20 protein-coding genes and 2 pseudogenes are annotated in these 25,503 nt (G+C 72.4%); 8 read left to right on the top strand and 14 right to left on the bottom strand.

Annotated elements, in window-relative coordinates:
- Nucleotides 1-369 precede the first annotated feature (369 nt).
- Nucleotides 370-1,180, top strand: a pseudogene (locus ACFYX0_RS06970) (SDR family oxidoreductase); the annotation flags it as partial.
- 32 nt (nucleotides 1,181-1,212) lie between these two features.
- The gene (locus tag ACFYX0_RS06965) at nucleotides 1,213-1,527 is read left to right on the top strand and encodes a hypothetical protein (RefSeq protein WP_388967250.1); all 315 of its coding nucleotides are present in this window, start codon (nucleotides 1,213-1,215) and stop codon (nucleotides 1,525-1,527) included.
- Nucleotides 1,528-1,593: 66 nt separating this feature from the next.
- On the opposite strand, the gene ACFYX0_RS06960 is transcribed toward ACFYX0_RS06965, so the two are convergent.
- Nucleotides 1,594-2,040: a RidA family protein gene (locus tag ACFYX0_RS06960; RefSeq protein ID WP_355906186.1), complete on the bottom strand. Its 447-nt coding sequence runs from the start codon at nucleotides 2,038-2,040 to the stop codon at nucleotides 1,594-1,596.
- Nucleotides 2,037-3,245, bottom strand: coding sequence for an acyl-CoA dehydrogenase family protein (locus ACFYX0_RS06955; RefSeq protein WP_388967247.1), 1,209 nt, complete (start codon nucleotides 3,243-3,245; stop codon nucleotides 2,037-2,039). Before ACFYX0_RS06955 ends, ACFYX0_RS06960 begins: the two co-directional genes overlap by 4 nt.
- A 133-nt stretch (nucleotides 3,246-3,378) precedes the next feature.
- Between ACFYX0_RS06955 and ACFYX0_RS06950 the strand changes: the two genes are divergently transcribed.
- The gene (locus tag ACFYX0_RS06950; protein WP_388967244.1) at nucleotides 3,379-5,151 is read left to right on the top strand and encodes an AMP-binding protein; all 1,773 of its coding nucleotides are present in this window, start codon (nucleotides 3,379-3,381) and stop codon (nucleotides 5,149-5,151) included.
- A gap of 15 nt (nucleotides 5,152-5,166) precedes the next feature.
- Nucleotides 5,167-5,991, top strand: coding sequence for a PaaX family transcriptional regulator C-terminal domain-containing protein (locus tag ACFYX0_RS06945; RefSeq protein ID WP_388967242.1), 825 nt, complete (start codon nucleotides 5,167-5,169; stop codon nucleotides 5,989-5,991).
- Nucleotides 5,992-6,045: 54 nt separating this feature from the next.
- On the opposite strand, the gene ACFYX0_RS06940 is transcribed toward ACFYX0_RS06945, so the two are convergent.
- Entirely contained in the window at nucleotides 6,046-8,334 is a 2,289-nt protein-coding gene (locus tag ACFYX0_RS06940) for a bifunctional salicylyl-CoA 5-hydroxylase/oxidoreductase (protein WP_388967239.1), read from the bottom strand.
- A gap of 2 nt (nucleotides 8,335-8,336) precedes the next feature.
- Nucleotides 8,337-9,164, bottom strand: a complete 828-nt coding sequence (locus ACFYX0_RS06935; RefSeq protein ID WP_311692101.1) for an enoyl-CoA hydratase family protein — start codon at nucleotides 9,162-9,164, stop codon at nucleotides 8,337-8,339.
- A gap of 325 nt (nucleotides 9,165-9,489) precedes the next feature.
- On the opposite strand from ACFYX0_RS06935, the gene ACFYX0_RS06930 reads away from it, so the two are divergent.
- Nucleotides 9,490-9,939 (top strand): ATP-binding protein, encoded by a 450-nt coding sequence (locus tag ACFYX0_RS06930; protein ID WP_311692099.1) that lies wholly within the window; start codon nucleotides 9,490-9,492, stop codon nucleotides 9,937-9,939.
- On the opposite strand, the gene ACFYX0_RS06925 is transcribed toward ACFYX0_RS06930, so the two are convergent.
- From ACFYX0_RS06925 to ACFYX0_RS06915, 3 genes are all read right to left on the bottom strand, one after another.
- Nucleotides 9,899-11,353 carry an amino acid permease gene (locus ACFYX0_RS06925; RefSeq protein WP_388967236.1) on the bottom strand — a complete coding sequence of 485 codons (1,455 nt, stop codon included), beginning with the start codon at nucleotides 11,351-11,353 and terminating at the stop codon, nucleotides 9,899-9,901. The two genes, ACFYX0_RS06930 and ACFYX0_RS06925, sit on opposite strands and share 41 nt — an antisense overlap.
- Before the next feature lie 185 nt (nucleotides 11,354-11,538).
- A complete protein-coding gene (argF, locus tag ACFYX0_RS06920; protein WP_388967233.1) occupies nucleotides 11,539-12,546 on the bottom strand; it encodes an ornithine carbamoyltransferase in 1,008 nt (335 codons plus the stop codon).
- Nucleotides 12,547-12,658: 112 nt separating this feature from the next.
- Complete coding sequence (locus tag ACFYX0_RS06915; protein WP_388967230.1) at nucleotides 12,659-13,882, bottom strand: arginine deiminase; 1,224 nt, start codon at nucleotides 13,880-13,882, stop codon at nucleotides 12,659-12,661.
- A 169-nt stretch (nucleotides 13,883-14,051) separates the two neighbouring features.
- On the opposite strand from ACFYX0_RS06915, the gene ACFYX0_RS06910 reads away from it, so the two are divergent.
- Both ACFYX0_RS06910 and ACFYX0_RS06905 read left to right on the top strand, forming a co-directional pair.
- On the top strand, nucleotides 14,052-15,128 hold the full coding sequence (locus ACFYX0_RS06910; RefSeq protein ID WP_388967227.1) for an SPFH domain-containing protein: 1,077 nt from the start codon (nucleotides 14,052-14,054) through the stop codon (nucleotides 15,126-15,128).
- Nucleotides 15,125-16,024 (top strand): hypothetical protein, encoded by a 900-nt coding sequence (locus ACFYX0_RS06905; RefSeq protein WP_388967224.1) that lies wholly within the window; start codon nucleotides 15,125-15,127, stop codon nucleotides 16,022-16,024. The genes ACFYX0_RS06910 and ACFYX0_RS06905 overlap by 4 nt, the downstream gene beginning before the upstream one ends.
- 133 nt (nucleotides 16,025-16,157) lie before the next feature.
- On the opposite strand, the gene ACFYX0_RS06900 is transcribed toward ACFYX0_RS06905, so the two are convergent.
- From ACFYX0_RS06900 to ACFYX0_RS06890, 3 genes are all read right to left on the bottom strand, one after another.
- Entirely contained in the window at nucleotides 16,158-16,988 is an 831-nt protein-coding gene (locus tag ACFYX0_RS06900) for a M55 family metallopeptidase (RefSeq protein WP_388967222.1), read from the bottom strand.
- A 61-nt stretch (nucleotides 16,989-17,049) separates the two neighbouring features.
- Nucleotides 17,050-19,629 (bottom strand): polynucleotide kinase-phosphatase, encoded by a 2,580-nt coding sequence (locus ACFYX0_RS06895; RefSeq protein ID WP_388967219.1) that lies wholly within the window; start codon nucleotides 19,627-19,629, stop codon nucleotides 17,050-17,052.
- The gene (locus ACFYX0_RS06890; RefSeq protein ID WP_388967216.1) at nucleotides 19,626-21,212 is read right to left on the bottom strand and encodes a 3' terminal RNA ribose 2'-O-methyltransferase Hen1; all 1,587 of its coding nucleotides are present in this window, start codon (nucleotides 21,210-21,212) and stop codon (nucleotides 19,626-19,628) included. Before ACFYX0_RS06890 ends, ACFYX0_RS06895 begins: the two co-directional genes overlap by 4 nt.
- Before the next feature lie 260 nt (nucleotides 21,213-21,472).
- Between ACFYX0_RS06890 and ACFYX0_RS06885 the strand changes: the two are divergent.
- A pseudogene (locus ACFYX0_RS06885) lies at nucleotides 21,473-21,843 on the top strand (MerR family transcriptional regulator).
- 67 nt (nucleotides 21,844-21,910) lie between these two features.
- Here the strand turns inward: ACFYX0_RS06885 and ACFYX0_RS06880 are convergent.
- The 4 genes from ACFYX0_RS06880 to ACFYX0_RS06865 all read right to left on the bottom strand — a co-directional run bounded on the left by ACFYX0_RS06880 (nucleotide 21,911) and on the right by ACFYX0_RS06865 (nucleotide 25,460).
- Nucleotides 21,911-22,834, bottom strand: a complete 924-nt coding sequence (locus tag ACFYX0_RS06880) for an LLM class F420-dependent oxidoreductase (protein WP_388967213.1) — start codon at nucleotides 22,832-22,834, stop codon at nucleotides 21,911-21,913.
- A 128-nt stretch (nucleotides 22,835-22,962) separates the two neighbouring features.
- Nucleotides 22,963-23,439, bottom strand: coding sequence for a DUF6099 family protein (locus ACFYX0_RS06875; protein WP_355906331.1), 477 nt, complete (start codon nucleotides 23,437-23,439; stop codon nucleotides 22,963-22,965).
- Nucleotides 23,440-23,673: 234 nt separating this feature from the next.
- Nucleotides 23,674-23,991 carry a nucleotide pyrophosphohydrolase gene (locus tag ACFYX0_RS06870; protein ID WP_311692075.1) on the bottom strand — a complete coding sequence of 106 codons (318 nt, stop codon included), beginning with the start codon at nucleotides 23,989-23,991 and terminating at the stop codon, nucleotides 23,674-23,676.
- A gap of 179 nt (nucleotides 23,992-24,170) precedes the next feature.
- Complete coding sequence (locus tag ACFYX0_RS06865) at nucleotides 24,171-25,460, bottom strand: AAA family ATPase (protein ID WP_388967210.1); 1,290 nt, start codon at nucleotides 25,458-25,460, stop codon at nucleotides 24,171-24,173.
- Between the last annotated feature and the right edge of the window lie 43 nt (nucleotides 25,461-25,503).

The raw sequence follows: 25,503 nt of genomic DNA, 5'->3' as shown, positions 1-25,503 counted from the left end.
GCTCCGGTGCCGTCACTTCGCGCGTCGGATGGGTCACGGTGCTTTTCAGCGGCCGAACCGCCGGCCCACGTTCGGAGGCGATCTCCGGCGCGAGCGCGCGTCGGACAAGGTGACTGATTACGCGGTGGCCGTGGATGCATCAGCGCAGATGCTCTCGGCTCACGAGCGCAAGCGTCTGCGAACGGCCGGCGAGGTGCCTGATCGGTTCCTGACCGACGTCGAGCGTCGGTATCGGGAACTCCGCAAGCAGCGCTGACACCCCGGTGTTCTCCGTGGCTCCCCCTGTCTCGCCAACTCGGCCTCGGTCGTGAGGAGGTGATGGCGAAGCCCGGGTCGCCGCCGGGCTTCCCTGGGCTACCGTGGCCGCCCATGTCAGTGCTGATCATCGGTGGCAGTGGTTTTATGGGGACCGAGTCGGTGCGCCAGGCCGTCGCGGCGGGGTACGAGACGGTCGCCACGTTCGCCTCCCGGCCCGGTGGGGCCTCGGGTGTCGGCTGGTGTCCGCTCGGTCTCCGGGACCCGCGCGAGTCGCCGGGGTGATGGCCGACGTGGCCCCCTCGGTCGTGGTCAACGCGTCCAGCGGCGGGGCTGACTGGGCGGTCACCGCCGACGGCGCGATCCGTGTGGCGCCGGCCGCCGCCGAGCAGGGCTGCCGCCTGGTTCATGTCTCCAGCGACGCGGTGTTCTCCGGCGCGCGCGTCCGCTACGACGAGAGGTGCCTGCCCGACCCGCTCACCCCGTACGGCGCGGCGCATGCCGCCGGTGAGACGGCGGTCCGGCTCCTGGTGCCGGGCGCCGTCGTTGCCCGTACCTCGCTGATCACCGGACACGGCCGATCCGTGCACGAGCGCATGGTGCACGCCCTGGCGGACGGCACCCGCGACGGCGTCCTGTTCACCGAGGACATCCGCTGCCCGGTGCATGCCGAGGACCTGGCCGCCGCCCTCTGGGAGCTCGCGCTGTCCGAGGCGGCCGGCGTGTTCCATCTCGCCGGCCGGACGCCCTGAGCCGTCACGACCTCGGAGTGCTCGTCGCCCGGCGGGAAGCGCTTGACAGCACGCGGCATCCTGCCGGGCGACGAGCCGACACCTCACTGCCGGGGGCCCTCGACGTGCGCCTCGACAGCCGCGCCACACAGGAGCGGCTGCGGACCAGGCTCCGCGGCGCACGCGAGTTCCTCCGTCAGGACGGCCGGCCGTCCTGGGTCGCCGTGTGTCAGGCGGACTGCAGCAACTCGCGGAGTCCGGTGGTGTCGATGAGGTGGGCCCGGCTCGGGAACACCTTGTCGACCAGCACCTGGTGGGTCTCCGGGTCGGAGTCGGCTATGCCGTCGGTCAGGACGTAGACGCGGTAGTCGCGGCCGGCGGCGTCGTGCGGGCGTACATCGAGTACCGCGCGTCGAAGGACGGCCGGGCGAGCAGGTCACGGGCCGTGACGGGAGGGGTGTTGTCCCTTCTGGGAGCAACGGCGGCCATCGCGCAGTTGATCTTTCTGGCCCTCCACCCGGATCTGCCCGTCCAGGAATAGAGGTTCAGCTCGAACGGGTTGTGGGCCTTGACCCGTCGCGCCTTCCCGGCCCCTCGGAGGCACCGGTCACGGAAGCACGGCGAAGCCGTCGAGTTCCACCAGGGCCTCCTCGTCCCAGAGGCGCACGGCGCCCACGACGGCCATCGCGGGATAGGCGCGGCCCGCCAGTCGCCGCCAGATACGGCCGAGTTCGGGGGCGCGGGCGCGGTAGTCGGCGACGTCGGTGGCGTAGACGGTGACACGGGCGAGGTCGTCGGGGGTGCCACCGGCGGCGCGCAGGGCGGCGAGCAGATTGGTGAGCGCCCGCTCGAACTGCTCGGGCAGGTCGGCGCCGACGACCTTGCCGTCCGTGTCCAGGGCGGTCTGCCCGGCCAGGAACACCACCCGGGACCCGGTGGCGACCACCGCGTGGGAGAAGCCTGCCGGAGGGGACAGTTCGGGCGGGTTGATACGCGAGAGGTCGGGCGGGTTGCCGACCGGCAGCTCGGACGGGTCGGTGTGCTCGACGGTCACGGGGCCTCCATGGTGGCGTACAACTCCTTGGCGACGATGCCGCGTTGGACCTCGCTCGCCCCCTCGTAGATCCGGGGCGCGCGCACCTCGCGGTACAGGTGCTCCAGGAGGTGGCCGCGGCGCAGGGCGCGGGCGCCGTGCAACTGGACGGCCGCGTCGACGACGTACTGCGCGGTCTCGGTGGCCAGCAGCTTCGCCATCGCGGCCCGCTTCGGGACGTCCGGGGCGCCTTCGTCGTACGCCGTCGCCGCCGCGTACACCATGAGACGGGCCGCCTCCGTGCGCAGGGCCATCTCGGCGACCTGGTGCGCGACGGTCTGGAGGTCCTTCAGCTTGCCGCCGAACGCGTCCCGCCGCGCCGTGTGCGCGAGGGTCGCGTCGAGGGCCGACTGCGCCATGCCCACCGCGAAGGCGCCGACGCTGGGCCGGAAGAGATTGAGGGTGCCCATGGCGACCCGGAAGCCCCGGCCGGGCTCCCCGAGGACGTCGGCGGCGGTCACGGGCACGGCGTCGAAGACCAGGGCGCCGATGGGGTGCGGCGAGAGCATCTCCAGCGGGGAGCCGGTCAGGCCGGGGCGGTCGGCGGGGACGAGGAAGGCGGTCACGCCGCGCGCGCCCGCGCCGGGGGTGGTGCGGGCGAAGACGGTGTAGAAGTCGGCCTCGGGGGCGTTGGAGATCCAGCACTTCTCGCCCGTGAGCCGCCAGCCCCGCTCACCGTCGCGCTGGGCGTGCACGGAACCGCTGCCGTCGGCCTCCGTGGCGCTGTCGCCGTTCCCGTTCGCGCCGTTCGCGGTGGAGTCCGGGTCCGCGCGCAGGGCCAGCGCCGCGGCGTCCGAGCCCGCGTCCGGCTCGGTCAGGGCGAAGGCCGCCACCGTCGTCCCCGCGCGGACACCGGGGAGCCAGCGGGCGCGCTGGTCCGGGGTGCCGTAGGCATGCACGGGGTGGGCGCCGAGCCCTTGAAGGGCGAGGGCCGTCTCCGCCTCCGTACAGGCATGGGCCAGCGACTCCCGCATCAGGCACAGCTCCAGCGCACCCGAGGTGAACAGCCGGTCCAGCAGCCCGAGTCGGCCGAGTTCCGCGACGAGGTCCCGGTTGACTCGGCCCGGCTCACCCTTCTCCGCGAGCGGGCGCAGCCGCTGCTCGGCCAGGGTGCGCAGTTCCGCACACCAGGCGGTTTGTGCCGGATCGAGCGAGAATGCGGTCATTGCCGGTCCCTCTCCCTGATGGCGCACCGGGGCGAGTGGGCTGCCCACACGAGCGTATCGCGGACCGTTGACTGTCGTCACCAAGACGATACGCTCGATGCGCGAGCCCACCACGACAAGGGGGCGAGACGCCATGGAAGCCAGGGAAGCCAGGGAAGCCACGGACCCGAGGGACCCCGACAGCGCCCCGGACGCCGTCGGCACCACGGACAGCTCCGGTATCGCGAAGACAACCGGCACGGCCCACGCGGCCGCCGGCACGATCAACCGGGTCGGTGCCCCCACCGCCCACCTGGACACCTTCTCCCGGGACCAGCTGCCGCCCCCCGAGCAGTGGCCCGAACTCCTTTTCGACCTGCCCGAGCTCCAGTACCCCGAACGGCTCAACGCCGCCGTCGAACTGCTGGCGGACACCGCCGCCGAGCGCCCCGCGTTCCGTACGGCGGACGGGGCCGTGTGGACGTACGGTCAGCTCCGGGCCCGCGTCGACCGGATCGCGCACACGCTCACCGGCAGCCTCGGCGTCGCCCCCGGCAACCGCGTCCTGCTGCGCGGCCCCACCACCCCCTGGCTCGCCGCCTGCTGGCTCGCGGTCCTGAAGGCGGGCGCGGTCGCCGTCACCGTGCTCGCCCAGCAGCGCGCGCACGAACTGCGCACCCTGTGCGAGATCGCGCGGGTCGGGCACGCCCTGTGCGACGCCCGCGTCGTCGACGACCTGGTCAAGGCCGAGGTCCCCGGGCTGCGCATCACGCCCTACGGCGGTGACTCCCCCGACGATCTGCTGCGGCTGCCGGCGCCCGGGGAGCCGTACTCACCGGTGGACACGGCGGCCGACGACGTGGCGCTGATCGCCTTCACCTCGGGCACCACGGGCCGCCCGAAGGGCTGTATCCACTTCCACCGCGATCTGCTCGCCATCGCGGACACCTTCTCCCGGCATGTGCTCCGGCCCCGCCCCGACGACGTCTTCGCGGGCAGTCCCCCGCTCGGCTTCACCTTCGGGCTCGGCGGGCTCGTCGTCTTCCCGCTGCGGGCCGGCGCGAGCGCCCTGCTGCTCGAACAGGCGGGCCCCCGGCAACTGTTGCCCGCGATCGAGGAACACCGGGTCTCCGTGCTGTTCACCGCCCCGACCGCGTACCGCGCGATGCTCGACGAGCTGAACAGCGAGGACGAGGCCGACAGGCACGACATCGCGTCGCTGCGGCGGTGCGTGTCGGCCGGGGAGAACCTTCCCGCCGCCACCTGGCGGGCCTGGCACGAGCGCACGGGGCTGCGCGTCATCAACGGCATCGGCGCGACCGAACTGCTGCACATCTTCATATCCGCCGCGGACGACGGGATCCGCCCCGGGACCACCGGAGTGCCCGTGCCGGGGTGGCAGGCCCGGGTGCAGGACGCGCACGGCACACCCCTGCCCGACGGCGAGCCCGGGCTGCTCGCCGTGCGCGGCCCGGTCGGCTGCCGCTATCTCGCCGACCCCCGGCAGCGGGAGTACGTGCGGGACGGCTGGAACATCACGGGCGACACCTATGTCCGCGACCCCGACGGCTACTTCCGTTATGTGGCGCGCGCCGACGACATGATCATCTCGGCCGGGTACAACATCGCCGGGCCCGAGGTCGAGGAGGCGCTGCTGCGGCATCCGGACGTGGTCGAGACGGCGGTCGTCGGCCGGCCGGACGAGACGCGCGGGCAGGTGGTGGTGGCGTACACGGTCCTTCGGCCGGGGGCACGCCGCGACCCGGAGGCGCTGCGCGCCTTCCTCAAGTCCGAGCTGGCGCCGTACAAGTGCCCACGCGAGTTCGTCTTCCTGGACGCGCTGCCCCGCACGGCGACGGGCAAGCTCCAGCGCTTCCGGCTGCGGACGGACAATCACCCGGTACCGCCACTTGGTGATCATGAGTGACGCGGACGTTCTAGAGTGATCATCGTGTCCGATCAGCACGCTCCCCGTTCCCTCATCGTGACGTTCTACGGTGCCTACGGCCGCTTCACGGCCGGACCGGTGCCGGTCGCCGAGCTGATCAGACTGCTCGCCGCGGTCGGGGTGGACGCGCCCTCCGTGCGCTCCTCGGTGTCCCGGCTGAAGCGGCGCGGGCTGCTGGTGCCCGCGCGCACGGCGGCGGGCGCGGCGGGGTACGCGCTGTCACCGGACGCCCTGCAACTGCTCGACGACGGCGACCGGCGCGTGTACGCGACGACGCCACCCGAGGACGAGGGCTGGGTGCTCGCGGTGTTCTCGGTACCGGAGTCGGAGCGGCAGAAGCGGCATCTGCTGCGCTCCCGGCTCGCCGGACTCGGCTTCGGCACCGCGGCCCCGGGGGTGTGGATCGCGCCGGCCCGGCTGTACGAGGAGACCAGGCACACCCTGGAGCGGCTGCGCCTGGACCCGTATGTGGACCTCTTCCGCGGTGAGCACCTCGGTTTCGCGCCGACCGCTCAGGCGGTGGCACGCTGGTGGGACCTGGCCGGGATCGCCAAGCAGCACGAGGCGTTCCTCGACCGGCACGCGCGGGTGCTGCACGACTGGGAGGCACGCGGGGAAACCCCGCCGGAGGACGCCTACCACGACTATCTGCTCGCCCTGGACTCCTGGCGTCATCTGCCGTACGTCGACCCGGGGTTGCCCACCGAACTGCTCCCCGGGGACTGGCCGGGCACCAGCTCCGCCGCGGTCTTCCGCGCGCTGCACGAGCGGCTGCGGGACGCGGGAGCGGTCTTCGCGGGAGCCCACTCGGAGGCATGACGCGGCGGTGCCGCGGGACGCGACGCTCGCCTCATCCGCCGGGCGGCCGCGTCCTCAACTGCCCAGTGCGAGACGGGGCTTGGGCGCATCCGTGCGTCCCGTCTGCGGTCGGCGGCTGCCGGCGCGATAGGGCGCGGGCCATACGGCGCCCGGTCCGCTGTACCCCTGTTCGGCCGCCGCGTGCAGCGTCCAGTGCGGGTCGTACAGATGCGGCCGGGCGAGGGCGCACAGGTCGGCGCGCCCGGCCAGGATCAGCGAGTTGACGTCGTCCCAGGACGAGATCGCGCCGACCGCGATCACCGGGATGCCCGTCTCCTGACGGATCCGGTCGGCGTACGGCGTCTGGTACGACCGTCCGAACTGCGGCTGTTCCTCGGCCACCACCTGGCCGGTCGACACATCGATCGCGTCGGCGCCGTGCGCGGCGAAGGCGCGGGCGATCTCGACGGCCTCCTCGGCGGTGGTGCCGCCCTCGGCCCAGTCGGTCGCAGAGATCCTTACGGTCATGGGCCGTTCCTCGGGCCACACCGCGCGTACGGCGTCGAGGACCTCCAGCGGGAAGCGCAGCCGCCCGGCGAGGCTGCCGCCGTAGGCGTCGGTGCGCCGGTTGGTGAGGGGCGAGAGGAAGCCGGACAGCAGATAGCCGTGGGCGCAGTGCAGTTCGAGCAGATCGAATCCGCTGCGGGCGGCCCGGCAGGCGGCGGACGCGAACTGTTCTCGGATGTCCGTCAGTTGGGCGCGAGTCAGCTCGCGGGGCGTCTGGCTGCCGGGCTTGTACGGGAGCGGGGAGGCCGCCACCAGAGGCCAGTTGCCCTCCTCCAGCGGTTCGTCCATGCCCTCCCACATCAGCTTGGTCGAGCCCTTGCGGCCGCTGTGTCCGAGCTGCACGCCGATCGCGGTGCCCGGTGCCTGGGCGTGCACGAAGTCGGTGATCCGCCGCCAGGCCTCGGCCTGCCGCCCGGTGTAGAGACCGGCGCAGCCCGGGGTGATGCGCCCCTCGGCGCTCACGCACACCATCTCGGTCATCACCAGGCCGGCCCCGCCGAGCGCCCGGGCGCCCAGGTGGACGAGGTGGAAGTCGCCGGGGACGCCGTCCACCGCCGAGTACATGTCCATCGGCGAGACGACGACCCGGTTGCGCAGGGTCAGACCGCGCAGCCGGAAGGGGGTGAACATGGGCGGGGTGCCGGGCGGGCAGCCGAACTCCTCCTCCACCGCCTCGGTGAAGCGCGCGTCACGCAGACGGAGATTGTCGTGGGTGACCCGGCGGCTGCGGGTGAGCAGGTTGAACGCGAACTGCCGGGCGGGCTGGTCGAGATGGAGCCGCAGGTCCTCGAACCACTCCAGGCTGGCCCGGGCCGCGCGCTGGGTGGAGGCGACGACCGGGCGCCGTTCCTCCTCGTAGGCGACGAGGGCGTCCCGCAGCGAGGCGTGCTCCTCCAGACACGCGGCCAGCGCCAGCGCGTCCTCCACCGCGAGTTTGGTGCCGGAGCCGATCGAGAAGTGGGCGGTGTGCGCGGCGTCGCCGAGGAGGACCAGGTTGTCGTGCGACCAGCAGGCGTTCACGACCGTGCGGAACGTCGTCCAGGTGGAGTTGTTGGAGCGCAGGGGCCGGCCGCCGAGCGCGTCCGTGAAGATCTTGGCGCAGCGCTCGATCGTCTCGGCGGTCTCCGACTCGTCGAACCCGGCGGCGCGCCACACCTCCTCCCGCATCTCGACGATGACGGTCGAGGCGTCGGCCGCGTACGGGTAGCCGTGCAGTTGCATCACGCCGTGTTCGGTCTCGGCGATCTCGAAGCGGAACGCGTCGAAGGCGAAGTCGGCGGCGAGCCAGATGTAGCGGCAGCGGTGCTCCTCGACGGTCGGCCGGAACACCTGCGCATAGGCCTCGCGGGCGGTGCTGCGCACCCCGTCGGCCGCGATCACCAGGTCGTACGCCTTCATCAGCCGGGCCGGGTGCGGGGCCTCGGTGCTGAAGCGCAGCTCGATGCCGAGCGAGCGGCAGCGCTCGTGCAGGATCTGGAGCAGCCGCCGCCGGCCCAGTGCGGCGAAGCCGTGGCCGCCGGAGGTCTGGCACACCCCCCGGTGCACGATGTCGATGTCGTCCCAGCGCACGAACTCGTCCTTCATGGCCGCGTGCACCACTGGGTCGGCGTGCTCGATGCCGCCGAGGGTCTCGTCGGACAGGACGACACCGAAGCCGAAGGTGTCGTCGGGGGCGTTGCGCTCCCAGACGGTGACCTCCCGCGCCGGGTCCAGACGCTTGAGCAGGGCGGCGGAGTACAGCCCGCCGGGCCCGCCGCCGATGACCGCGACGCGCAGAGGCCGGGGGGCCGCTGTCATGGCTACCTCCCCTGCCATTTCGGGGGCCGCTTCTCGGTGAAGGCCGCGTGGAACTCGGCGTAGTCCTCGCCGTTCATCAGCAGGGCCTGGGTCGAGGCGTCCAGTTCGACGGACGCGGCGAGCGGCATGTCCAGCTCGGCGGTGAGCAGCGCCTTCGTCTGCGCGTACGCCAGTGCCGGGCCCTCGGCGAGGCGGCGGGCCAGCGCCTGGGCGGCCTCGTCGGCGTGTCCCTCATCAGTCAGCTCGCTGATGAGTCCGATCCGCTCGGCCTCGGGGGCCCGCACCGGCTCGCCGAGCATGAGCAGCCGGGTGGCGTGGCCGAGTCCGACGACCCTGGGGAGCAGATAGGCGGCGCCCATGTCGCCGCCGGACAGCCCGACCCGGGTGAAGAGGAACGCGAAGCGGGCGGAGGGGTCCGCCACCCGGAAGTCGGCGGCCAGCGCGAGCACCGCGCCCGCGCCCGCGGCCACCCCGTGCACGGCGGCGATCACCGGGAAGGGGCACTCCCGCACGGCCCGGACAACCTGCCCGGTCATGCGGTTGAAGTCGAGCAGCTGGGCGGTGTCCAGGGAGAGGGTGGCGCCGATGATCTCGTCGACGTCGCCGCCCGAGCAGAAGCCGCGTCCCTCGCCGGCCAGCACCAGGGCCCGCACGGACCTCTCCCGGGACAGCTGGGCGAGCAGATCGCGCAGGTCGGCGTAGGCGCCGAAGGTGAGCGCGTTGAGTTTCTCGGGGCGGGCCAGGGTGACCGTGGCCACCCCGTCGGACTGGGTGTACCTGAGGTGACGCCACTCGGAGGTGTGGGCGGCGGAGCCGGTGAAGGGACTCATGACGTGCGGCCTCCTCGGTCGGGGGCGGCTGTCCGCACTGCTGCTCTGTGATGAAGTTATCACTGATCCGTGACTGTCGTCACGAGTGCGCGATACCCCGAACGGGGAGACATAGGTCGTACGGCGCGCTGCGACAGCCGCCCGCGGGTCGTCACGCCTCGTCGACAACCGGGTAACGACGACCGCCCGTGGGCGCGGCGGGACGTCATCCGGGGTACGCAGCCGGGTACCGGGGCGTAGGAGCTCCGGGCGAAGCCCGCCGACCGCCCCGTACGGGGCGCGCCGTACCATGCTGCCTCGTATCGAAAGCAGGACCGCCTGCGCCATGAACGGACCCGCCGTGTACGAACCCCCCGCCCCCGCCTCCTGGCGCGTCGCGCTGCCGCACACCGCCGCGGCGGTGCCGGTCGCCCGCGCCCTGGTCCGTACGGCCCTGGCGGAGCTGGAGCACCCGGCCGACAGCGACACCGCGGAACTGCTCACCGCGGAACTGGTGGCGAACGCCGTCGAGCACGCGGCGGGCGAGGGACCGATCGAGCTGGTCGTCGAGCTGATGCCGACCGGCTGCACGGTCGAGGTGCACGACCCGGACCCAGTGCCGCCCGGCGACCTGACCCGGCCCGCCCTGCCGCCCGCCGACCCCTGGCAGGAGCACGGTCGCGGGCTGCTGCTGATCCGCAGTCTCAGCTCGTCCTGCGGTCACCGCCCCACCGCGTCCGGCAAGGCGGTGTGGTTCAGACTGCCTGCGGTTCCGCGACAGCGTCGTCCTCGGTGACGGGGGCGGACACCAGCCGGGAGTGACGGCGGCCGTAGAACGCGTAGACCAGGCAGCCGGCGGCCAGGAAGGCCGCGAACTGCACCCAGGTCGTCCAGCCGGTCTCGTACATGAGGTAGAGGCAGAAGCCCACACCGAGCAGCGGCATCACGGGGTACAGCGGGACCCGGAAGGAGCGGGCGAGGCCGGGTTCGCGGCGGCGCAGCGCGATCACCGCGACATTGACCACGGCCATGGTGGCGAGGGTGCCGATGGTGCACAGGTTGACCACCGCGTCCAGCGAGGAGAAGGCCGCCGGGACGGCGAAGACCACCGCCACGATCAGGGTGCCGCTGACCGGGGTCGCGGTCTTCGGGGAGACCCGCTCGAACACGCGCGGGACGAGGCCGTCGCGGGACATCGACATCAGGATGCGGGTCTGGCCGTACATCACCGCGAGCACGACCGAGGCGATGGCGACGACCGCGCCGAAGGCGATGACTCCGCCGCCGACCGTGGAGCCGGTGACCTGGTTGACGACGTACGACAGCGCGGCGGGCCGGCCGCCGACCGCGGGGCCGCCGATGGCGCCGATCGCGGCGAACGCGACCGCGCAGTACAGCACGGTGACCAGGCCGATGCAGACGAGGATCGCGATGGGGATGTTCCGGCGGGGGTTCTTGGCCTCCTCGCCGGCGGTGGTGATCGCGTCGAAGCCGATGTACGAGAAGAACGCGGCCGTGGTGCCCGCGCCGATGCCGCCGAGCCCGGCGGGCGTGAACGGCGTCAGGTTGCCGTGCTTGAAGGCGGTGAAGCCGATGGCGCAGAAGACGACGAGGATCGCGAGCTTGAGGACCGCCATGGCGGCGGTGGCCCGGGCGCTCTCGCGCACGCCGCGCACCAGGAGGACGGAGGCCAGGGCGATGACGATCACGGCGGGGAGGTTGATCACCCCGCCGTCGCCCGGCCCGGCGGACAGCGCCGCGGGCAGCTGCCATCCGGTGAGGCTGGCCAGCAGCTCGTTCACGTACTGGCTCCAGCCGACCGCGACGGCGGACACGGAGACGCCGTACTCCAGCAGCAGGCACCAGCCGACGAGGAACGCCGTGCCCTCGCCGAGGCCGGCGTACGCGAAGGAGTACGAGGACCCGGAGACCGGGATGGCGCCGCCCAGCTCGGCGAACGCGAAGGCGGTGAAGACGCAGGTGAGGGCCGCGAGCAGGAAGGAGACCACGACCGCGGGCCCGGCCTGGGCGACCGAGTCGGACAGTCCGACGAAGATACCGGTGCCGACGATCGCTCCGACGCCGAAGCAGACGAGCTGGAACAGGCCCATATGGCGCTTGAGGCCATGACCCGCGAGATCGGCGCCGGCCTCGGCGACGAGCAGCTCGGGTGACTTGATGCGGAAGGGGTTGGCGGGGCTGCCGGGCATGAAGGTGGTGCTCTTTTCCGTGGTGCGGGGCGACCGGGGGGTGTCCCCTGCCCGGGCGAGGCCGAGAGGCTGCCGGGCGCTGTGGGGGGGAGGTCGCGCGACGAACCGCGGAAGGGGTGGTTCCGGGCTCGCCGAGGATCGTACGGGAAGGGTGCCGGGTTCCGCTGTGGCAGCGGGCACGCCGGTCAGGCGAGGGTGGCGACCAGGATGGCCTTGATCGTGTGCATCCGGTTCTCGGCCTCGTCGAAGACGACGGAGTGCGCGGACTCGAACACCTCGTCGGTGACCTCCAGCTCGGTCAGTCCGTGCCGCTTGTGGATCTCGCGCCCCACCTCGGTGCCGAGGTCGTGGAAGGCCGGCAGGCAGTGCAGGAACTTCACGTCGCCGTTGCCGGTGGCGCGGAGCACGTCCATGGTCACGGCGTACGGGCCGAGCAGCGCTATGCGCTCGTCCCAGACCTCCCTGGGCTCGCCCATCGACACCCATACGTCGGTGGCGACGAAGTCGGCGCCGCGCACGCCGTCCTTCACGTCCTCGGAGAGCGTGATCCGGGCGCCGGAGGCGGCGGCGAGCCGCTGGGCCTCCGCGACGACCCTCTCGTCCGGCCACAGCGCCCGGGGGGCGACGACACGGACGTCCATGCCGAGCAGGGCGCCGGTGACGAGGTAGGAGTTGCCCATGTTGGAGCGGGCGTCGCCGAGGTAGGCGAAGGCGATGCCGGTCAGCGGCTTGGCGCAGTGCTCGGTCATGGTGAGCACGTCGGCGAGCATCTGGGTGGGGTGCCACTCGTCGGTGAGGCCGTTGTAGACGGGGACCCCGGCGTGGGCCGCCAGCTCCTCGACCACGCGCTGCCCGTGCCCCCGGTACTCGATGGCGTCGAACATCCTCCCGAGCACCCGAGCGGTGTCCTTGACCGACTCCTTGTGCCCGATCTGTGAGCCGGACGGGTCCAGACAGGTGGTGTGGGCGCCCTGGTCGGCGGCGGCGACCTCGAAGGCGCACCGGGTGCGGGTCGAGGTCTTCTCGAAGATCAGGGCGATGTTCCTGCCGCTCAGACGGCGCGTCTCGGTCCCCGCCTTCTTGGCCGCCTTGAGCTCGGCCGCCAGCTCCACCAGGAAGCGGAACTCCTCGGCGGTGAAGTCCAGCTCCTTGAGGAAGTGGCGGCCGGCGAGGGCGGTCGGGACTGTCGCCATGGGGCGCTCCAGGGGTTGCGAGAGGCAGGACGAACAAGGGGACGAATGGAAGTCTATACGACGCCTCACATTTATATACGGCCCCCGACCCGCCCCGGCCGCTCCGGCTCCCTCAGACGCCGTCCCTCTCCACCGGGCAGCTCATGCAGCGGGGCCCACCCCGGCCCCTGCCCAGTTCGCTCCCCGGGATCTCGATCACTTCGATCCCCTGCTTGCGCAGATGGGTGTTGGTGGTCGAGTTCCGCTCATAGGCGATGACCACTCCCGGTTCGACCGCGAGGACATTACAGCCGTCGTCCCACTGCTCCCGCTCGGCCGCGTGCACGTCCTGCGTCGGGGTCAGCACCCGGATCTCACTCAGGCCCAGCGATGCGGCGATGGCCCGGTGCATGTGCTCCGGCGGATGGTCGGTGACCTTCAGCTCCTTGTCGCCGACGCCGGGCTCGATGGTGTACGAGCGGAGCATGCCGAGTCCCGCGTACTGGGTGAAGGTGTCCGCGTCCACCATGCTCATCACGGTGTCGAGGTGCATGAGGGCGCGTTTCTTGGGCAGGTCGAGCGCGACGATGGAGCGCGCCGACCCCGCGGCGAACAGCTTGGTCGCGAGCATCTCGACGGCCTGGGGCGTGGTCCGTTCGCTCATGCCGATGAGCACGGCGCCGTTGCCGATGACCAGCACGTCACCGCCCTCGATGGTGGAGGGGTAGTCGGCCTGCCCCTCCGACCAGAGATGGAAGGCCTCGTCGCGGAACAGCGGATGGTGCCGGTAGATCGCCTCGAAGTGGACGGTCTCACGCTGCCGGGCGGGCCAGCGCATCGCGTTGATGGAGACACCGTCGTAGATCCAGGCGGAGGTGTCGCGCGTGAAGAGGTGGTTGGGGAGCGGGCGCAGCAGGAAGTCGTCGAGATCCATCACATGGAACCGCACGGACATCGGCTCCGGGTGCACCTCCAGGAACTCCCGCTTGGTCATGCCTCCGACGAGGGCCTCGCCCAGCTCGGCGGCGGGCATGGCCTCGAAGGCGGCGCGCAGATGGTCGGTGGCGAGCGGCCCGTACTCCTTCTCGTCGAAGACACGGTCCAGCACGAGAGCCCGGGCCGCCGGGATCTCCAGGACCTCGGTGAGCAGATCACCGAAGAGATGGACCTCGACCCCACGGTCGCGCAGCACGTCGGCGAACCCGTCGTGCTCGGCGCGGGCCCGGCGCACCCACAGCACGTCGTCGAAGAGGAGCGCGTCCTTGTTGCTGGGCGTTAGCCGTTTCAGCTCGAGATCCGGCCGGTGGAGGATGACGCGGCGCAGACGCCCGGCCTCGGAGTCGACATGGAATCCCATGCCTCCATCCTGACCATTCGGGCGCGTGTTCATCCTTCGTTCCTTCAGAACCGGGCGGTTTGGTTCGCCCGGGCCGGACTCTTCGATGTCGTCTACTTGACGATAAACAGCTTCCTTGATTATCGTCTCCATGACGAGAATTGGTCGCGAACAAGGGGGCTGCGCACACATGGCCGACATCACCAGACGCTTCGGCTGGCGTCATCTCCGCGGGGCACCGACCGCGCACATCCGTCACCACCGGGCGGGCCGGCTGGTTCACGACGGGCCGGGGCTCAGCTTCTGGTACCGCTCGCTGACCGCCGCGCTCTCCGAGATACCGGTGGAGGACCGCGAACTGGCGATGACGTTCCGCGCCCGCACGTCCGACTTCCAGGACATCGCGGTGCAGGCCACCGTCACCTACCGGATCAGCGACCCGGGCGTCGCCGCCGAGCGGCTCGACTTCTCCGTCGATCCGGACACCGGAGTGTGGCGGGGCGCGCCGCTGGAACAGCTCTCCACGCTGCTGACGGAGGCGGCCCAGCAGCACGCCCTGGACGTCCTGGCCCGTACGCCGCTGTCGGCCGCCCTCGTCGACGGCGTCGCGGCGGTACGGGAGCGGGTCGCGGCCGGGCTCGCCGCCGAGCCCCGGCTGCCCGCGACGGGGATCGATGTGGTCGCGGTCCGGGTGGTGGCGCTGCGGCCGGAGCCCGAGGTGGAGCGGGCGCTGCGCACTCCGGCGCGCGAGCGGATCCAGCAGGACGCGGACCGGGCGACGTACGAGCGCCGGGCCGTGGCCGTCGAGCGGGAACGCACGATCGCCGAGAACGAGCTGGCCAGCCGGATCGAACTGGCCCGGCGCGAGGAGCAGTTGGTCGAGCAGCGGGGTACGAACGCACGGCGCGAGGCGGAGGAGCAGGCGGCGGCGGACGCGGTGCGCGCCGAGGCGGAGGCCGCGCGGACGGTACGGCTGGCGGACGCCGAGGCGCGGCGCACCGAGCGGCTCGCCGAGGCGGAGGCGGCGCGCTCCGTACGGCTCGCCCGTGCGGAGGCCGAGGGTGCGCGCGAGGTCGGCGAGGCGCGGGCCCAGGCGCAGGCGGCCTGGCTGCGGGTGCACGCGGAGGTGGATGTCGCGACGCTGCACGCGCTGACCGGGACCCGGCTGGCCGAGAACCTGCCGCGCATCGACAGCGTCACTGTCTCGCCGGATGTGCTCACCGGACTGCTGTCCCGGCTGGGCGGGTCCTCGGGAGAGCAGGCGTGAGTCTCGCCCCACGCGCCGTGCTGGTCCATCGCGCCACCGAGTACGAGGAGTTGGTGGCGCGGCACGGCACCCATGGGCAGGCCGCGTTCTTCCTGGCGTCCCGGGGGCGGTCGCTGGAGGAGGTGGCGGAGCGGCACCGCCGGGCGCATCAGGCGCTGGCCGAGGTGGCGGCCGCGGTGCCGCTGACCTGGCGGCAGGCCCGGGTGGAGCGGCGCGACCTGGACCGGTTCCTGTTCGCGCCCGAGGACGTGGTGGTCGTGGTCGGGCAGGACGGGCTGGTGGCGAACGTCGCCAAGTACCTCGCGGGCCAGCCGGTGGTGGGGATCGACACGGATCCCGGGCGCAACCCGGGCGTGCTGGTACGGCACCGGCCGCGGGACGCGGGCGCCCTGCTGCCCGCCGCTCTGGCCCGGGACGGCGGGATCGACGAACTCACCATGGTCGAGGCCGTCGCCGACGACACACAGCGGCTCGTCGCGCTCAACGAGATCTATCTGGGAGCCGCCGGTCACCAGACCGCCCGCTACCGCCTGGGCCTCGACGGCGACAGGGGTGCCGTCGAGGCCCAGGCCTCCTCCGGGGTGCTGGTGGGCACGGGCACCGGCGCGACCGGCTGGCTTCGCTCGGTGTGGCAGGAACGCGGCAGCGCTCTCACGCTCCCGGGCACCACGGAGCCACGCCTGCTGTGGTTCGTCCGCGAGGCCTGGCCGTCGCCGGCCACCGGGACGTCCCTGGTCGCCGGTGAACTCGCCCGCTCCGCCCGCCTCCGGGTCACCGTGGAGTCGGACCGGCTGATCGCCTTCGGGGACGGCATGGAGAGCGACGCGGTGGAACTGACGTGGGGGCAGACGGTGCGCGTGGGGGTGTGCGGGGAGCGGTTGCGGCTGGTGGGCTGATGACCGGTGGCCCTCACCGGTACGGCGACCGGTGGGCCGACGGCTGGCATGCGCCGGCAGCACAGGAGTCGGTGGGCCGACGGCACGCATTCGTCAGCGGCGCGGCCGCCGTCGTACTGCCGACAGGCACGCGTCAGCAGTACGGCGGCTGGTCGGTCAGGGAGGACGCGACGCGCATCCATACGCCGAAGAGCCGGTAGAGCGCCGCGAGTTCGCCCTCGGCGCGGACGGTCCGGCTGTCGGTGGCGGTGACACCCGGGATGCCGAGCAGCGTGGCGGGCACCGAGGCCGACTGCCAGCGGACGCTGAGGGTGGACGTTCCCGGTGACGCCGGGACCGGTTCGCGCGGGGCGGTGAGGGCGGCGATGACCGCCTCCTCGATCGCCCGCCGCGCCTCCGTCTCCGGGCGCAGTTCGGCCGCGAACCGGCCGCGCGCGTACTTCACCGCCACGGTGGCGATCGACCCGTCCCAGGCGACGGCCTCCTCGCACGCGGCGTCGTCCCCGGTGAGCGCCACGACGGGGACGCCCAGCGCCGCCGCCGTGGCCTGGGCGAGCCCGATCTCGCCGACCGGACGGCCGTCCAGCCACATGTCCTCGATCTCGTGCCCCATGAAACTGTGGCTGAGCACGCCGGGCTCGCCGGCCCGGGAGTGGTAACCGACGCAGACCATGGCGTCGTGCCCGGGGGTGAGCCCTTCGAGCATGCCCATCTGCTTGGGTCTGCCCCGGACCAGCCGGACCGCCGGATGCAGGTACTCGGACAGCAGATTGCGCATGGGGCCATGGGCGTCGTTGACCAGGACGCCGGTGGCGCCGGCCGCGAGCGCGCCCCGGACCGCCGCGTTGACGTCCTCCGCCATCATCCGCCGGCCGCGCTCGTAGTCCCGCCCACCGGGCTGGACGTCGTCACGGTCGACGAGCCCGGTGATGCCCTCCATGTCGGCGCTGATGTAGATCCGCACAGTGCGTACTCCTCAGGCTTGCTCGTCCGCAGGGACGCCAGGCCCGAGGAGTACGGTTCCGTCACAGCCGGGGGTCCACCGGTTCCGACTCCAGGGCCAGCACCCCGAAGACCGCCTCATGGACCCGCCACAGCGGCTCGCCCTCCGCGAGGCGGTCCAGGGCCTCCAGGCCGAGGGCGTACTCGCGCAGCGCGAGGGAGCGCTTGTGGTTCAGGAACCGGTTGCGCAGCCGGGCGAGGTTCTCCGGGCTGGTGTACTCGGGGCCGTAGATGATCCGGAGGTACTCACGGCCGCGGCACTTGATGCCCGGCTGGACCAGACGCCCGGCCGCACTCCTGACCACCGCCTCCACCGGCTTGACGACCATGCCCTCGCCGCCGCGCCCGGTCATCTCCAGCCACCAGTCGATCCCCGCGCGCACCGACTCCGGGTCGCCGGTGTCGACGTGGAGCCGGCGGGTCGTCTGCAGCAGCCCGCTTCCGTCGTGCTCGACCAGCCGGTCGATCAGCGCCAGTTGCTCGTCGTGCGGCACCGCCGCGAGACTGCGGCCCTGGACCGCCAGCAGCTGGAACGGGGCCAGGCGGACGCCGTCCAGTCCCTCGGTCGTCCAGCAGTAGCGGCGGTACGCCGCCGTGAACGCCTCCGCGTCCGCCGCCCGCGCACGCTGACGCGCCAGCAGCCCGGTCACGTCCACGCCCCGCTCCGCCGCGCCCTCCAGCGCGGCCAGCGCCCCGGGGAACACCGCCCCGGACGCCGCGCCCACCGCCGCGTACTGCGAGCGCAGCAGCCCGGAGGCCTTCAACGACCACGGCATCAGCTCGGCGTCGAGCAGCAGCCAGTCCGTCTCCAGTTCCTCCCACAGGCCCGCCTCGCCGATGGCCGAGCGCAGCAGGCCGAGGATCTCCTCGGTGACCGTGTCGTCGTCGAAGAAGGGGCGGCCGGTACGGGTGTACAGCGACCCGGTGGGGCCGTCCCCGCTGCCGTCCGCCTCCGGACCGAAGGCACTGCCGACGCCGAAGCGCTTGCGTGCCGCCTCGGCATCCCGGCACACCAGGGCCACCGCCCGCGAGCCCATGTGCTTCTCCTCGCACACGACCCGCGCGACCCCGTCCTCCTGGTACTGCGCGAAGGCCTCGGCCGGGTGCTCCAGATAGCCCTCTACGCGGCTGGTCGCGGTCGGTGCCATCGTCGGGGGCAGATAGGGCAGCAGCCGCGGGTCCACCGCGAAGCGGCTCATGACCTCCAGGGCCGCCGCGGCGTTCTCCTCGCGGACCGAGACCCGGCCGGCATGCCGGGTCTCGACCACCCTGCGGCCCTGGACGTCGGCGAGGTCCAGCGGACGGCCGTCGTGCCCGCCGGGCGCCTCGCTGCGCAGCGGCCGGGCCGGCTCGTACCAGACCCGCTCGGCCGGTACGTCGACCAGCTGCCGCTCCGGCCAGCGCAGCGCGGTGAGCTTGCCGCCGAAGACGGCACCGGTGTCCAGGCAGATGGTGTTGTTGAGCCAGGTTGCCTCCGGGACCGGTGTGTGTCCGTAGACCACGGCGGCCCGGCCCCGGTAGTCCTCCGCCCACGGGTAGCGCACCGGCAGGCCGAACTCGTCCGTCTCGCCCGTGGTGTCGCCGTAGAGCGCGTGCGAGCGGACCCGGCCCGAGGTGCGGCCGTGGTACTTCTCCGGCAGCCCGGCGTGGCACACCACCAGTCGGCCGCCGTCGAGGACGTAGTGGCTGACCAGTCCGTCGATGAACTCCCGTACCTGCTGCCGGAACTCCTCGCTCTCGCCCTCCATCTGCGCGACGGTCTCGGCGAGTCCGTGGGTGTGCTGGACGTTGCGGCCGCGCAGATGGCGCCCGAACTTGTTCTCGTGGTTGCCGGGTACGCACAGCGCGTCGCCGGACGCCACCATCGACATCACCCGGCGCAGCACGCCCGGACTGTCCGGGCCGCGGTCGACCAGGTCGCCGACGAAGACGGCGGTGCGGCCCTCCGGGTGCGTGCCGTCGACGTAGCCCAACTTGGCGAGCAGCGCCTCCAGTTCGGACGCGCAGCCGTGGACGTCGCCGATGATGTCGAAGGGGCCGGTGAGGTGGGTCAGGTCGTTGAAGCGCTTCTCGGTGACGACGGTCGCGTTCTCGACCTCCGCCACGCCCCGCAGGATGTGCACCTTGCGGAAGCCCTCGCGCTCCAAGTGCCGCAGTGAGCGGCGCAGTTCGCGGGTGTGGCGCTGGATGACCCGGCGCGGCATGTCCGCCCGGTCGACGCGGGCCGCGTTGCGCTCGGCGCACACCTCCTCCGGCACGTCGAGCACGATCGCGATCGGCAGCACGTCGTACTGCCTGGCCAGCTCGATCAACTGGCGGCGGCTGTCCTGCTGCACGCTGGTGGCGTCGACCACCGTGCGGCGGCCCGCCGCGAGGCGCTTGCCCGCGATGTAGTGCAGCACGTCGAAGGCGTCCCGGCTCGCGCTCTGGTCGTTCTCGTCGTCGGCGACCAGCCCTCGGCAGAAGTCCGACGAGATGACCTCGGTCGGCCGGAAGTGCCGGCGGGCGAAGGTGGACTTGCCCGAACCGGACGCGCCGATCAGCACCACCAGGGAGAGGTCGGTCACGGGCAGGGCGCGCCCCTGGGCGTCGGTCTCGGTCATGCGGCCTTCTCCTCCTTCGTGGTCAGCGTGAACACGGCCATCTGGGTGGGCGGCCCCACCTCGGGGTCGTCGGGTCCGACGGGGACGAACCGCACGTCGTAGCCATGCCGTCCGGCCACCGTGTCCGCCCATGCGCGGAACTCCGCGCGGGTCCATTCGAAGCGGTGGTCGCCGTGGCGGGCGTGCCCGGCCGGCAGGCTCTCCCAACGGACGTTGTACTCGACGTTCGGGGTCGTCACGAGCACCGTCCGGGGGCGGGCCGCGCCGAACACCGCGTACTCCACGGCGGACAGCCGCGGCGGGTCGACGTGCTCGACGACCTCGCTGAGCACGGCGGCGTCATAGCCCTTGAGCCGGCGGTCGGTGTACGCCAGCGAACCTTGGACGAGCCGTACGCGCGACGCCTGCCGCTCCCCCATACGGTCCAGCTTCAGGCGCCGGGACGCGATGGTGAGTGCCCGCACCGAGACGTCCATGCCCACGATCTCCGTGAACCGGGGGTCCTTCAGCAGTGCCTGCACCAACTGGCCCTGTCCGCAGCCGAGATCGAGGACGCGGGCGGCACCGGACTCCTGGAGCGCGGCGATGATCGCCTCCCGGCGCAGCACCGCGAGCGGGGTCGGCCTCTCGTCGGCCTCGGCCGCGGCCTCGGTACCGGTCTCGGTCTTGGTCTCGGTCTCGCCCCTCCCCTCGGTCCCGGTCCCGGTCCCGGTCTCGTTGTCGTTGTCGTAGTTGTCGTAGTTGTTGTTGTCGATGTCGTCGTCGCGGATCTCCTCGACCGCGTTGTCGATCTCCTCGACCTCGCTGTCGTCGGTCTCCGCGAGCCGCACCAGCTCCAGCCGCTCGATCGCCTGCCGGGTCAGCGACCAGCGGCGCGACAGATAACGGCTGGTGATCAGCTTCTGCTCCGGATGTCCGGGCAGCCAACCCTCGCCCGCCCGCAGCAGCTTGTCGACCTCGTCGGCGGAGACCCAGTAGTGCTTGGCGTCGTCGAGGACTGGGAGCAGGACATACAGATGGCGCAGGGCCTCGGCCAGGGTCAGCGCCTCCGACTCCAGCACCAGGCGCACATACCGCGAGTCACCCCACTGAGGGAACTCGACGTCCAGCGCCACCGGTTCGACGGTGACCGCCCAGCCGAGCGGCGCGAAGAGCTGCTGTACGAGATCGGGGCCGCCACGGGCGGGCAGGGCGGGTATCTCGATGCGCAGGGGCAGCGGTTCTCCGGCGCGCTCGGGCAGGGTCGTGCACACGCCCCGCATCGCGGTCGAGAACACACCGCTCAGCGCCACGGCGAGCAGGGAGGACGCCGCGTACGGGCGGTCGTTGACGTACTGCGCGAGGGCCGCGTCGGGAGCGCCGCCCCGGCCCTTGGTCTTGCCCCGCCGGACGAGTGCCACCGAGTCGACCTCCAGCAGCAGCGCCGCCGTGCAGCGCTCGGCGTCCGCCTCGGGGTAGAGGACGTGCGCGGTGCCGTAGGAAGTCGAGAACGCCTGCGCCTTGCCGGGGTGCTTGTGCAGCAGGAAACCCAGGTCGGTCGCGGGGCGTTCGGCCGTGCCGGTGGTACTGATCGTCAGGAACATGCATCGAGTCTTCCGGCTCCGGTCCACCGCGACCACCGGATTTCGAACAGCGCCGCTGGACGGGACCCGTAGAACTTCCTCCGCGATGGGATCTTGACCTTGCCGTCGGCGTCAGGGTCGCACGATGACCGGCATGGAGCTCACCGCACCGCAGAGCCCCGGCTTGCCGCACCGGCGGCGCCGCTCGTCACGGGAGTCGTGCTTCCGGTCGACGGTGGAGCGGTCGTCGCGTGATAGGAGTGGCCCAGGAGATGGAGCGGGTGCGGATCGGTGAGCTGGCCGGGGCAACCGGTACGACCCCTCGTGCACTGCGGCACTACGAGCAGGCCGGGCTGATCTCCTCCGAGCGCGCGTCCAACGGCTACCGCATCTACGACGAGCGGTCGGTGGTCCGGGTCCGCAACATCCGCTATCCGCTCTCCGCCGGGCTCACCCTGGACGACGTGCGCGCGTTCCTGCCGTGTCTGGACGGCGACGTGGCTGCCGCGGCGCCCTCGGACAAGGGCCTGCGGGTGCGTTGCAACGGCTGGCGGTCGTCGACGAACGCATCGCCGCCCGGACAGAGGCCCGCGATCGGCTCGCAGCCGCGCTCCGGGAGCGGACCGGCGGTCGGATCCGCACGGTGGCCTGACCGGTTGTCTCACCACGGCTCCTTCGGTCCGGGGCAGGGCCCCGGACCGGGCAGGGGCTCGCTTCGACTACCGCAGCTGGGACTGGACCTGCGCGGAGATCAGATCCAGGTGGTCCAGGTCGGCGAGGTCGAGGATCTGGAGGTAGATGCGGCGGGAGCCGATCTCCTGGTAGCGGCCGATCTTGTCGACGACCTCGGCCGGGGTGCCCGCCAGGCCGTTGGTCTTCAGCTCGTCCACCTCACGGCCGATCACGGCGGCGCGGCGGGCCACCTCCTGGTCGTCCTTGCCGACGCAGACCACCAGCGCGTTCGAGTACGTCAGCGCGTCCGCGGCACGTCCGGCCTGCTCGGCGGCCGCACGGACCCGGCCGAACTGGCGCTCGCTGTCCTCGATCGACGCGAACGGCATGTTGAACTCGTCGGCGTACTGCGCCGCCAGCCGCGGGGTGCGGGTCGCTCCGTGGCCGCCGATGAGCACCGGGACCCTGGACTGGGCGGGCTTGGGCAGGGCGGGCGAGTCGGTCAGGTCGTAGTACTTCCCGTGGAAGCTGAAGGTCTTGCCGGCCTCGGTCGCCCACAGCCCGGTGACGATCTCGAGCTGCTCCTCGAGGCGGGCGAACTTGTCCTTCGGGAACGGAATGCCGTAGGCCTTGTGCTCCTCCTCGAACCAGCCCGCGCCGATGCCCAGTTCGACACGGCCCCCGGACATCTGGTCGACCTGCGCGACCTGGATGGCGAGGACACCGGGGAGGCGGAAGGTGGCGGCGGTCATCAGCGTGCCGAGGCGGATGCGCTTGGTCTCGCGGGCGAGTCCCGCGAGGGTGATCCAGGCGTCGGTGGGACCGGGAAGGCCGTCCACGTCGCCCATCTTCAGATAGTGGTCCGAGCGGAAGAACGCGTCGAAGCCCAGTTCCTCGGTGGCCTTGGCGACGGAGAGGAGGGTTTCATAGCTCGCCCCCTGCTGGGGCTCGGTGAAGATGCGAAGATCCATGCCTCCATCCTGCACGCTCGAACGCCCTGCGGCCTCCGTGCTCCCGCCGGGGCCCCATGGAACCGGTGGGGTGAAAAATCCGCGAGACCCTCAGCCTGCGCGCCCGGCCGGGGCCACGGAGGGTGTGCTCAGCCCGCCGTTCTGTACTGCTCCCGTATCTCCCCGTCCTTGGCCGCCAGTCTGCGCAGCATCTCTCTGACCCGGTCCCTCGACTCGTCGGCCGCGTCTATGGCCTCCATGCACTGCCAGTACGTGCCCTCGTCACCCGCCGCGCTCGCGACCGCGACCAGGGCCATGCCGAGCTCCGTGAGGAGCGTGCCGAGGTCGAGAAGGGACTTGCGGGCGTCGCCCAGCTCCGTGAGCTGAGCGGCTCGCAGATCGGCCACGTCGATGGAGGGTGTGTCCAGCACGCCACAGCCTCTGCCCGCCAGCTCCGTCAACCCCAGCGCCTCGCCGCGCAGTTCGGGCGGGCCCGAGACCGCCAGGCGACTGCCGATCGCCTGCGCCAGGGCGTAGGCCTGCCACGCCTCCGTCATGATCCTCGACCCGTCCTCGCTCCCCGACAGGGCGCGCCTGCTCATCACGATGAGCCGCACCGCGTCCATGCGCTGCCCCCGCTCTGTTCCGACGCGCTTGCGCACGTCTGGCCCGAACTCCGTTGTCCACTACCCAGAGTGAATGCTCGCGGGACGAAAAGCCAGAGCTGGACCGAAATCTGTGGACAACCTGCGGGATGGGGACAACTTAATGACTCCGGAGAGTGACGGACGGGGTCCCGTCTCCTCGGGGACGGAGGCCCGGGCGTCGCCCATCCGGACGGGGGCGGGGGTGGTCTCGTCTCAATGAGTCCCCGGCGCCGGGAACCTCTCCTCATTGCGGTCGATCTTCGCGTCGAGCGCCGCCAGCGCGTCGATGCCGAGCACCTCGCACAGTTGGAGCAGATACGCGAACACATCCGCCACCTCGTCCGTCACCCGATGAGCCGTCGCCGGGTCGTCCATCACCCGCGCCGACTCCTCCGGCGTCAACCACTGGAAGATCTCGACCAGTTCGGAGGCCTCGACACTCAGCGCGGACGCCAGGTTCTTGGGCGTGTGGTACGGCTGCCAGTCGCGCGCCGCGGCGAAGTCGGCGAGGCGGCGCTGCAGCCCGGCCACATCGAGCCCCTCGCCCGGCCCGGCGCCGGGTGCCGCGGGCTCGGGCCGCGATGTCGGATGCTGCGGTCGCGATGTCGGGTGCTCGGGTCGCGGTGTGAGGTGCTCGGGTCGCGGTGTGAGGTGCTCGGGTTCTCGTCTCACGGGCTCGGGTTCCGGTGTCACGGGCTCGGACTCTGATGTCACGGGCTCAGGTCTACCACCGTCACCCCGTCCGCCTCCGTCGCCCAGCGCGCCTCGCTCACCGCGCCCACCAGGCGGACATGGCCGCGTTCGGTCATCCGCGCGGCCAGCCGCAGCAGTGCCCGCGTCTGCGCGGGGTCCATGCACCGGTCGAGGCCGTCCGCCAGCACGGTGAGGGTCTGCATCGCCGCCGGGACCTCCCCCACCGGGTCCACGTCGAGCACGCCCGGACCGGTGAGGAGCACCAGAGCCAGGGCCACATAGCGCAGTTCGCCGTCGCCCAGGAGCTCCAGCGGCGTCCGCAGCCCGTCACCCCGGTCGAGCAGGGCACGCACCCTGCCGTCGCCGAGCGGCTCGGCCAGCAGATCGACGACCCGACCCGCACAGCCGGCCGCGACCGCCGAGGCCAGCAGGGCATGGCGCCGGGCGCACTCGGCGCGGGTGCGCCACAGGACATCGGCGAGGTTGTCGCACCCCGGCAGCAGCCGGCCTTCACCCGACGGGACGGGGGCGCGCATCCGGCCGGGGCGCGGGTCACATGCGAAGACCGAGCGCAGGGCGACCACCATCTGCTCGGCCGCGGCGAGCACCCGGCGCTGCCCCTCGGTCTTGCCCGCCACGCGCAGCGGCAGCAGGGCGGTGCCTAGGCGGTCGTCCGGGAGCGGACCCCGGGTGACCGGTGCGGAGCCGGCGGTGTGCCAGGCCGCCTGCACCGCCGCCCGGCCCGGATCGCGCAGGGCCGTCTCCAGCAGGACCAGTCGGCCGGAGGTCAGCCGTTCCCCGACGATGCGCAGTTCGGGCTCGGCCTGCACGGCGAGGTCGAGCCGCAGGGGTCCCTCGGGGCCGTCGGCCGTGCAGCCGATACGGAAGCCGCGCCGCCGCTGGGCGTCGGGCCGCGCCCGCTCGGGCACACAGCCCGCCGGGTACGGGAACGCCTCCCCCAGCTCCGCTCCGCCGCCGAGCCGCGCCAGCGCCTCGTAGGCCTGCAACACCCGGGACTTGCCCGAGCCGCTCGGCCCCGTGAAGAGCGTCAACGGCCCCAGCGTGAACGCGGCCCGCCGGTGCCCGGCGAACGCGGACAACCGCAGCTCGGTGACGCGGGGCCGCTGCGGACCCGAGTTCGCGACCCCGGGGCGGTCCACACCCGGATCGGTGACCCCGGGCCGGTCCGTACCCGGATCGGTGGCCGCGGACCGGTCCTCATCCGGATCGATGGCCTCGGGCCGGCCCGGCCCCGGATCGGCGGAGCCGGACCCGTCCGGCAGATACAGCGGGGGTAAGACGGTCATGTCCGGGACCGTAGGGGCCCGTGGCCCGGGCGAACCGTTCCGC

The organism is Streptomyces sp. NPDC002573 (assembly GCF_042889625.1).
GTDB classification, from domain to species: Bacteria; Actinomycetota; Actinomycetes; order Streptomycetales; family Streptomycetaceae; genus Streptomyces; species Streptomyces gibsoniae.
Note: the sequence above shows the minus strand (reverse complement) of the source record. Positions and strands in the feature narration are given on the sequence as shown.

What these genes read in the sequence shown, in the direction of transcription:
- ACFYX0_RS06940 (WP_388967239.1), bottom strand. Translation starts at nt 8,334, where the DNA reads ATGACAGCGGCCCCCCGGCCTCTGCGCGTCGCGGTCATCGGCGGCGGG.
- ACFYX0_RS06915 (WP_388967230.1), bottom strand. Translation starts at nt 13,882, where the DNA reads ATGGGATTCCATGTCGACTCCGAGGCCGGGCGTCTGCGCCGCGTCATC.
- ACFYX0_RS06910 (WP_388967227.1), top strand. Translation starts at nt 14,052, where the DNA reads ATGGCCGACATCACCAGACGCTTCGGCTGGCGTCATCTCCGCGGGGCA.
- ACFYX0_RS06865 (WP_388967210.1), bottom strand. Translation starts at nt 25,460, where the DNA reads ATGACCGTCTTACCCCCGCTGTATCTGCCGGACGGGTCCGGCTCCGCC.
- argF (WP_388967233.1), bottom strand. Translation starts at nt 12,546, where the DNA reads ATGGCGACAGTCCCGACCGCCCTCGCCGGCCGCCACTTCCTCAAGGAG.
- ACFYX0_RS06950 (WP_388967244.1), top strand. Translation starts at nt 3,379, where the DNA reads ATGGAAGCCAGGGAAGCCAGGGAAGCCACGGACCCGAGGGACCCCGAC.
- ACFYX0_RS06895 (WP_388967219.1), bottom strand. Translation starts at nt 19,629, where the DNA reads ATGACCGAGACCGACGCCCAGGGGCGCGCCCTGCCCGTGACCGACCTC.
- ACFYX0_RS06890 (WP_388967216.1), bottom strand. Translation starts at nt 21,212, where the DNA reads ATGTTCCTGACGATCAGTACCACCGGCACGGCCGAACGCCCCGCGACC.
- ACFYX0_RS06935 (WP_311692101.1), bottom strand. Translation starts at nt 9,164, where the DNA reads ATGAGTCCCTTCACCGGCTCCGCCGCCCACACCTCCGAGTGGCGTCAC.
- ACFYX0_RS06880 (WP_388967213.1), bottom strand. Translation starts at nt 22,834, where the DNA reads ATGGATCTTCGCATCTTCACCGAGCCCCAGCAGGGGGCGAGCTATGAA.
- ACFYX0_RS06955 (WP_388967247.1), bottom strand. Translation starts at nt 3,245, where the DNA reads ATGACCGCATTCTCGCTCGATCCGGCACAAACCGCCTGGTGTGCGGAA.
- ACFYX0_RS06875 (WP_355906331.1), bottom strand. Translation starts at nt 23,439, where the DNA reads ATGGACGCGGTGCGGCTCATCGTGATGAGCAGGCGCGCCCTGTCGGGG.
- ACFYX0_RS06930 (WP_311692099.1), top strand. Translation starts at nt 9,490, where the DNA reads ATGAACGGACCCGCCGTGTACGAACCCCCCGCCCCCGCCTCCTGGCGC.
- ACFYX0_RS06925 (WP_388967236.1), bottom strand. Translation starts at nt 11,353, where the DNA reads ATGCCCGGCAGCCCCGCCAACCCCTTCCGCATCAAGTCACCCGAGCTG.